5 protein-coding genes and 1 pseudogene are annotated in these 5774 nt (G+C 41.1%); 2 read left to right on the forward strand and 4 right to left on the reverse strand.

Annotated features, from left to right (window positions below; genetic code table 11):
• Nucleotides 1-102: 102 nt before the first annotated feature.
• Nucleotides 103-330, reverse strand: coding sequence for a hypothetical protein (locus tag AAGA18_15705; protein MEM9446787.1), 228 nt, complete (start codon nucleotides 328-330; stop codon nucleotides 103-105).
• Complete coding sequence (locus AAGA18_15710) at nucleotides 323-532, reverse strand: hypothetical protein (protein MEM9446788.1); 210 nt, start codon at nucleotides 530-532, stop codon at nucleotides 323-325. The genes AAGA18_15705 and AAGA18_15710 overlap by 8 nt, the downstream gene beginning before the upstream one ends.
• Before the next feature lie 348 nt (nucleotides 533-880).
• On the opposite strand from AAGA18_15710, the pseudogene AAGA18_15715 reads away from it, so the two are divergent.
• Nucleotides 881-982: pseudogene (locus tag AAGA18_15715) on the forward strand (helix-turn-helix domain-containing protein).
• A 246-nt stretch (nucleotides 983-1228) separates the two neighbouring features.
• Here AAGA18_15715 and AAGA18_15720 read toward each other — a convergent pair.
• Nucleotides 1229-2743, reverse strand: a complete 1515-nt coding sequence (locus AAGA18_15720; GenBank protein ID MEM9446789.1) for a hypothetical protein — start codon at nucleotides 2741-2743, stop codon at nucleotides 1229-1231.
• 138 nt (nucleotides 2744-2881) lie between these two features.
• Nucleotides 2882-4369 (reverse strand): NACHT domain-containing protein, encoded by a 1488-nt coding sequence (locus AAGA18_15725; protein MEM9446790.1) that lies wholly within the window; start codon nucleotides 4367-4369, stop codon nucleotides 2882-2884.
• A gap of 152 nt (nucleotides 4370-4521) precedes the next feature.
• On the opposite strand from AAGA18_15725, the gene AAGA18_15730 reads away from it, so the two are divergent.
• The coding region (locus tag AAGA18_15730) for an IS4 family transposase (GenBank protein ID MEM9446791.1) at nucleotides 4522-5774 on the forward strand (1253 nt) is incomplete at its 3' end.

Raw genomic sequence — 5774 nt, forward strand, 5'->3', positions numbered from 1 at the left:
AGCTTCCTAGCTTCACGATCTGCATCGATCTGCCGCATGCGGGCAGTCCAAGCCTCCCGATCCATACGCATAGCGTCAATTTTCTTACGCATATCACTAAGATTAGTCATCGAGCCTCCTATTAATTGCTTCCAGCTCATCCATAATCTGTTTTCGCCCCACAGTGGTCTCATTAATAAGAATTTCAAGAATCTCATCAATGCCAGAGAAGCGACTGCTGCACTCCTCCATAAACTTGCCAAGGGCCTCAGTTGTAATGCTTAAAGATTCGTTAACACTATCAATTCTGTTGCGCAGTTGATTAATTGCTTGCTGAGTTTCATTATCCATGCTGCTCAGCATCCTTTGCTAAAGCCTCTCTCGTTGCTTGGATACCGCGTTTTGCTAAAATCAACAGCTTCTGACTATCCGGCATCTGCTCCCAAACATCCTCTGGAATGCCTGCCAGCTCAGCAAACTCTTCCAGCTCTTTCTCAATGCCGCCGATGTCTACACTAATACGACGAGTCTTAGATTTTGAGTCCTTAGCCATGAAGAATATCGTAACTTCAAACACATCTTAGCATCATATGCATCAGGTGCTGCATGTATTAATCAAAGTGGCCCATCGTGATTATATTCATCACAATCCAGCCCGCCATGGATTGTGCGAGCGTCCGCAAGAGTGGAAATATTCCAGTGTGCATCGGTTTGTTGAAAAGAGTATTTATCTACCTAACTGGTGTTAAGAAGAGAATCCTAAAATCCCTTATGGGTTGATGGATAAGTAGCTTTGGAGATGATTTAGAAGTGTTGTAAGCGGGGCGTTGCGAACTACTACTATCACCAGCCCAGTAGCCCTCAATTTATTTGAACTGCCATCAGTTGTTTGTTCTTTTAGATGCTCAACCTGACGTATGAGTACAAACTAAAACCAACCAAACAGCAACCCGAGCAGATTGAGCACGATCTAGAGATGTGTCGTAAGGTCTCGAACTATGCGTAGAAGGAACGACTTTACTTGACAGGTAGCTCACTGCCTAGAAGCTGATTGGTGACGGCTTCGGCAACTTTAAAGTAGAATTAACGGTGAGTGTCATCGGCTACTAGAGCCTTATGAACAAATAAAAAAGGTGGATTTTCGGTACACATCAAGGTTAGCCAGCAACCTTATTGAGTTAACAGAGGCTAATAATGAAGATATTTTATCACCCATAAGGGAACACAATTTTCAAGATTAGTAATTTCACTAACGATCTAAGCCCAACCACTTTTCTTCTAGTTTTGCCAACAGAGTGCTTGCTTCATCGTTACTAAAATTAGGTAATTCACCATTCGGCCACACTCCTGTTGGTCGAATTTTTTTATTTTGTAGATTTTCTACATAGCCTAATCGTCCTTGAGAGCTTTTATAAGCTTTCAGATCGCTAGCAATCTTTAATCTGGAAATAGAATTAATGCTAAGCAATTTCATTCTATTTAATGTTAGGCAGTCTAGTATTAACGGAAATACACCAATTCCGCAAAGCACTATTAAAAAACCTATCATCATACTTGAAAGTATAGGCGTCAAAGATGGCATAAACCTTGAATCAATTATTATGCCAACTATTAAGTAAGAGAATCGAATATACAGATACACGAAAACTACAGCTAACAGTAAACTAAGAATAAAAATTATAGTTCTACGCCAAAATCCTATATTGAGCTTAGCCTGTTTCAACATAGGGATTAGCTGAAAGATAATTTGATAGAAAGGAATTACTAGGGCAGACGCAAAAACAAGAATTATCACTTCCACGATATGTTCCGTCCTTAAGAAAAATATATCTAGAAAAAACACTAAAACAAACAGGAAGGTATATTTTCTTCTTTTATTTTTGAAAACAAAAAATGCAACTAACGCAAGAGTAGATAAAGGAGAAAAAAGCACCTTTAACCGAGAAAAAAATATCTTGCTAGACATAAAAAACTTATTCGACTGTTTCCTTGCCTCACTTTTTTTGTGATGATTCTTTTTTACTGATAAAGTTGGCTCTTGTGATTCAATCAGCTCAAGTAATTTAACAGTAAGCTGCATCAACAAGTACACTGTGGTGACAACAAACAGCTCAGATGGACTAATAATAATTGCTAATATTATAGAAATAGATAATAAGTAAAAGTCCACGATGCGCCATCTAATATAACTGGCTATTTGATGGAACTCATTAGATAAGCTGAAAGAGAATAATAATTCTCTCTTCATTTTATAGAAATACAATAGATCAAAATTATCTATATAACACATTACTCTGCGTTTCAAACTTCGGCTTATTTCAGGTAAGTGACGACAGGAGTTAATAGATGTCTCATTAATCCAAGTATTGTTGATACTCAGTGCTTGAATGACGATTGAATCAATATCTTCATTCTTTAATAATCCGATTGTTTCAACTGCGAATTTTCTAAATAATAGGTTTGTTTGGTTTTCAATAGTATTTTTGATAAAATCAGCCAACTCATCTCTAAAATCTTCGATGCATTCCAATCTTGACCTAAATCCTTCCTTTAGAAAACGTAGACAATGTAGCATTCGCAGGAATTGAGGCTCGCTTACGTCTACATTGCCTTTAATAACCTGTTCAATCTCTCCCCAGCAAAAATTAGCAATTCTTCTAGCTTCAGCTTCATCCGCAACTTCGCAGTATAAAATCAATGCATCTCTCCAGCGAGAATCTGCAGGAATTGCATCTTGAGGAACTCTATCAGGATATTCAATCAAACGCTGAACTACAAAATACTCGTTGAAACGCCGATGGACGAAACTAAATCGTTTATCGTCGCCAGAACCTACTCTACCTAATTTGGAAAACTTTAAGATGTCTATAATCTTTTCTATCTCATCATGGGTATAATCCGATTATACTAACTGCTCTTTCAAGGAGCTAATTGAGGCTTCCAGTCCAGCGACTTGCGTTGTTAGCATTACATCTGCAATATCAGTTGCACATTTAATAACGCGATCTTTTGTGATTAACTTCTCTTCTAATCTTTCCCGACAAGCATCCAACCTTTTGTTGACATAACTAGAGTAGAGCTCAGCCTGATTCGATGGTAATTTGTTTTCATGCTCCTGTGCATAGTTGTAAATCAATGCAGCAGTAAAGGGATTTCTCGCAACAGGAATTAAATTAATTCTCTCCTTAAAGAGATGCTCTTTTAGATTCTGACTGTAAAAAGTAGATTTTTCAAAGTTCTCTATAATTTTCTGCTCGGTGAATGGGCGTATTTCCAAAGTTACTCTAGTATTAAAATTGGAAGTTGGCCGTCGAAAAACTCTTGATGCAAGCACCCCTCTTGATGCATTTGCACCTGCTAAAAATCGATAAATAATATCTGAAAGTCTGTCGATCAACCAGGAATTTTCATTCACATCTAAGACAGCTGGTATCTCATCAAAGGAATCTAAAATAAAGAAAAACCGTCCGTCTTCTGACATATGATAAAAATATTCGTTAATAAACTCACTGATATAAACATCTCCTCTAGACTTTAAGTTGCTGACAACAAAATCATATAACTCTTCAACTTGCGGCGGATGCTCCTCTGTCCATTCTTGCTTTGGTTTCCATTCGCGCAAATTGATGTAAAGAGGAATCTTTCCTGTCCTCTTAGCTTCTTCCAGTAAATCTCGGCAAAGCTTTCTTAATGCAACACTTTTCCCAGAACCTGGATCTCCAAGTACTAAAAAGACTTCACTTTTCTGATCAGATCGAATGGCCGTGAGGAGATCCGTTACTTTTTTATATCTTTTGTTTCCTGATCTCACTTCAACTTCTGCATCTAATGGAGTGAAATATTCAACACTCCAGTTACTCTCACGGTCAAGACGATTGATATCCTCTGATAGAACTCGACAGAAACTTTCAAACCGTTTCTTATATGGTTTCTCTGGAAACTCAATCTCTATTGGCACTGGATGTTCTTTCATTGCGGTATTATCTCGTATAAAATAATTGATCGAGTAAATGCCAGCAACAGCTATCAACAACGCCGCTAGAGAGGGTGTATCAGATGGAATGTGATTTATAACGTCTTGAGAAAAGGGTACTAATTCAACAATTGGTTCGAGCATTGTTGGATTAATATAAGCCTTCCAACTAGGCTGAGAAATGGCTAGTAAATAAATAATTCCTAGGGATGCTAAGCGGATGTTAGTTTTGGAATCATATTCTGACTCCCAGATACCTTTAGTCGTAGTTAAAATAGCAATAATAGCTCCTGAAACCGTAATCGTTGCTGCGAGGCCTCCTGTCCATAAAGAGATAAGAAGTGATAGTAGTGAAAGACAAAAGACTACAATAAATAACTTTCCAGTATCTGATAAGTTTCTTAGCATTTCCAACATAAACTTTTTCTTTCCTATTGGAGCATTTTTGAGTGCACTGATATCTACTGTCCTAGGACGAATGGCACTGAAAGAAGGAAGCCTAGAAAAGGCTACAAGGCTTGATATGCAAAGATATAAGCCTTGATAACCAATAAATCAATGCTTCTACTATGCCGAATCGAGCCGAAATTCTCAAGCAGAAATTTGTCGATAGTGTCGGGCTGCCCTTCAGTGATGTGCTTCCAGCCACTGAGATCGAGTCGATTCTTGCCACTGAACAGGTCACCTATCGCCATCACGTGTTCAGCCCGGTGGTGACCCTCTGGGTCTTTCTGTCTCAGGTAATCGCCCCAGATAAAAGCCTCCGCAATGCTGTCAGCCGGGTCATCGCCTGGTTAAGTGCGCTGGGAGAGGCCGTGCCCTCCTCCGATACCGGAGCCTACAGTAAAGCGCGCAGTCGTTTACCCGAGAGGGTCATCCGTCAACTGTTTGATAAAACGGCCCAGAGCATCGAAGCCACAGTGCCCGAAGGCATGTTGTGGTGCGGCAGACGGGTGTTGGTGTGCGATGGCAGCTCGGTGTTGATGAGCGATACAGACGCGAATCAGCAGGTCTATCCTCAGCACAGCAATCAAGCCGATGGGTGCGGATTTCCTATCGCTAAATTGGTAGTGATGTTTTCGTTGACCACGGGGGCCGTCCTCAGAGCCTTAGTGGACCCGTTCCATACCAGTGAATTGGTGATGGCCCGGCAACTCTACCAACTATTAACCCCAGACGATGTCATGCTGGCGGATTCGGCCTTTGGCACGTATGGGGATTTGGCCATGGTCCAAGCTGCTGGGGCCGATGCTGTCTTTCGCAAGCATCATGCCCGCAAAACGGACTTTCGTCGGGGGAAAAAACTAGGGATTGGCGACCATATTGTCACGTGGACCAGACCCAAACGTCGGCCTCAAGCCATTCCACCTGAAGTGTTTGAGACGTTGCCGGCCCAACTGCTCGTGAGAGAAGTGCACCTGCTGGTTACCCAGCCCGGTTTCCGCCCCCAAGAGATTATCGTGGTGACCACATTGTTAGATGTCAAGCGATATCCTAAAGCCCGATTAGCTGAGCTTTATCGCTTACGGTGGTCTGCGGCTGAAGTTAATTTGAGACATCTTAAAACCACCTTGAAGATGGACATGCTGCTGACCAAAACCCCGGTCATGTTTCGCAAAGAACTCTGGATGCATCTCATGGCCTATAATCTCCTGAGAACGCTCATGTGGAAAGCTGCTCGACAGGCAAAGGTTGCTCCACTCCGGCTGTCGTTGCAAGGGGCACGGCAATTGTTCAATCAATTTATTCCGCAGATTGCGATGGGATATCGGACGTTGCGAAAACGACTCTATGCTCAGTTGTTAATCGTTGTTGCTAAAGA

It is taken from the genome of Verrucomicrobiota bacterium (assembly GCA_039192515.1).
Classification (GTDB): domain Bacteria; phylum Verrucomicrobiota; class Verrucomicrobiia; order Methylacidiphilales; family JBCCWR01; genus JBCCWR01.

What these genes read in the sequence shown, in the direction of transcription:
- AAGA18_15710 (MEM9446788.1), bottom strand. Translation starts at nt 532, where the DNA reads ATGGCTAAGGACTCAAAATCTAAGACTCGTCGTATTAGTGTAGACATC.
- AAGA18_15725 (MEM9446790.1), bottom strand. Translation starts at nt 4,369, where the DNA reads ATGTTGGAAATGCTAAGAAACTTATCAGATACTGGAAAGTTATTTATT.
- AAGA18_15705 (MEM9446787.1), bottom strand. Translation starts at nt 330, where the DNA reads ATGGATAATGAAACTCAGCAAGCAATTAATCAACTGCGCAACAGAATT.